We start from the raw sequence: 2,155 nt of genomic DNA, 5'->3' as shown, positions 1-2,155 counted from the left end.
TGAAATGGGGCGAAAGTCTGTGGACTCTGTGTAAGACAGTACATGGTTTTTTAACTGTGGTATGCGACGGTGGTGGAAGCAGAAACTTAAATCGTGAGGTTTAGGAATCGCCGCACTTTTAGGGCGGCGAGGATGTCAAGACAGCCAATTACGCTTTTTTACCCCTGAAGGTAAACTTGTTCCCACCCCTGAAGAAGTGGCAGAAAAGATGGCTCGGAAATTACAAGATTTAGGGATAGATTGGCGAGATTTGGCTTAAGTTTGACCTGAAATCTCGCTCAAGCCAGCTGAACTGCAACTTATGAAGTAATCTGCCCAAATGCTACAGTTAGGCGTTTTTACCGCAACAATAAACAAAAATCGAGCTATATTTGCCAGTTCTCGACATGATTGGCTATACTCCAAGAAGTAACTACATTCTTCCTCAGCCCCCAATGGGGGGCTTTTTCTTGGTAAAAAAGAAGCGATCGAAGGCTTATTTTGGCTCTTTTTTGCCTTTAAATCCGACTATTGAGCTTAAACCCACGGCAATTAAGCCTAATACAGTTGAAGGTTCGGGTACTGGATGAGGATAAACTCTATGTGTATCACCGTAAGGAGGAGCAATATGGAGAACACCTGCAGCTAAGAAAAAGTCTGTGTCAGTCATACCATCTCCCGTAACGTCAGTATTAAGACATCCAGGACCCGTCAGATTATGGCAATTAGCATCCTGATCGGGATATGCAGCTCTGACCAAAGGAGTGCCGGGCAATCGCCCTCTAGGTTTATTTTGTCAAGGATTGTTAAGATGCGCTTGCCGTGACTATCTACACTTCCTATCCCTCCTCTGACAGAAAAGGGATAACAAAACCCATCAGCTATCCTTAGTTGATCTAGCAAAAAGCCTTGAGAATATAATAGAGATAAAAAAGAGGAAAACCGATGATTACTATACGCAAAGCTGAGGAAAGAGGCCACGCTAACTATGGTTGGTTGGATACCTATCATACTTTTTCTTTTGCCCAATATTATGATCCCCAACAGATTAATTTTAGGAGTCTAAGAGTTATTAATGAGGATAAAGTGATTGGGGGAAAAGGATTTCACACCCACGGACACCACGATATGGAGATTTTAACCTATGTTTTGGAGGGAGAACTAGAACACCAAGACAGTCTCGGCACGGGTTCCGTGATTCGACACGGTGAAATTCAACGGATGAGCGCAGGAACAGGAATAAAACACAGTGAATTTAATCATTCTGCCACTAATCCCCTCCATCTCCTGCAAATCTGGATTATTCCCGACAAAAAAGACCTAGAACCCAGTTATGAACAAAAAGCGATCAAATTTTCTCCCCATACCTTACAATTAATCGCCTCCCCTACGGGTAATGGTAATGCGGTTAAAGTCCATCAAGATGTTAATCTCTATGCGGGAATTTTGCCCCTAGACCAGTCCCTCACCCATTCCTTAGATGGAGGTCGTTATGCCTGGTTACAGGTGGCTAGAGGGCAAATAACCGTGAATGGCGTGCATTTACAAGCGGGGGATGGAGCGGCAATTAGCGAGGAAACTTCCTTGGCTATTCAATCTCTAGAAGACTCGGAAATTTTGCTTTTTGACCTAGGGTAGTGGGGTTGAGTGTTAGGAACCCTAGTGGCTAAGTTTTGCCGCCAATTCCCCGGCCGACTTTCAGCCATCAATACTGTCCACCACGCTGAGAAAATCGTTATGGATTAACTCGGCGATAAAATTCTCCGGATCAGTAATAGGAACAGTAACGCCTTGGCTGGCTACCATCTGTGCAGCCAGCCGAGTCATGAATTCCTGTCTTGTTTCCGTCATTCTACCCTGACATTGTTGTAATTTTTCCACCAATTCCAGTGGGGAATCGGCCACCAGTTTATATCCCTCGCGGGTGACATAAATTGTCATCTTTCCTACCTCCTAAATGATCGGGAACGAGAATTCGGCACTACTAAACTACTTCTTTTCTCGCTATCATTATTGCCAGTTAGTTAGGGCTTGCTGAATAAATCTAAAAACCTTGTTGGGTAAGACTTTTAGACCTTTTGTCAATCAAAAAGTACTGGATCTGGGAGTGATCGGGGGGAAATTTAGGCACTTTTTCCCTGAAAATTAGGTAATTGGCCACCTCAAAACTGGTAAA

The 2,155-nt window shown here is 43.8% G+C and carries 3 protein-coding genes and 1 pseudogene; 2 read left to right on the top strand and 2 right to left on the bottom strand.

The window, feature by feature from the left end; genetic code table 11:
- Positions 1-130: 130 nt before the first annotated feature.
- A pseudogene (locus tag O9332_RS18745) lies at positions 131-259 on the top strand (Uma2 family endonuclease); the annotation flags it as partial.
- A 216-nt stretch (positions 260-475) separates the two neighbouring features.
- Here O9332_RS18745 and O9332_RS18740 read toward each other — a convergent pair.
- Positions 476-739, bottom strand: coding sequence for a PEP-CTERM sorting domain-containing protein (locus O9332_RS18740; protein WP_288026834.1), 264 nt, complete (start codon positions 737-739; stop codon positions 476-478).
- A 185-nt stretch (positions 740-924) separates the two neighbouring features.
- Here O9332_RS18740 and O9332_RS18735 point away from each other — a divergent pair, with 185 nt between their 5' ends.
- Entirely contained in the window at positions 925-1,617 is a 693-nt protein-coding gene (locus tag O9332_RS18735; RefSeq protein ID WP_288026832.1) for a pirin family protein, read from the top strand.
- 60 nt (positions 1,618-1,677) lie between these two features.
- Here O9332_RS18735 and O9332_RS18730 read toward each other — a convergent pair whose 3' ends face one another.
- The gene (locus tag O9332_RS18730; protein ID WP_288026830.1) at positions 1,678-1,920 is read right to left on the bottom strand and encodes a hypothetical protein; all 243 of its coding nucleotides are present in this window, start codon (positions 1,918-1,920) and stop codon (positions 1,678-1,680) included.
- Positions 1,921-2,155 lie beyond the last annotated feature (235 nt).

The organism is Microcystis sp. LE19-10.1B (assembly GCF_027530565.1).
Taxonomy (GTDB): domain Bacteria; phylum Cyanobacteriota; class Cyanobacteriia; order Cyanobacteriales; family Microcystaceae; genus Microcystis; species Microcystis aeruginosa.
Note: the sequence above shows the minus strand (reverse complement) of the source record. Positions and strands in the feature narration are given on the sequence as shown.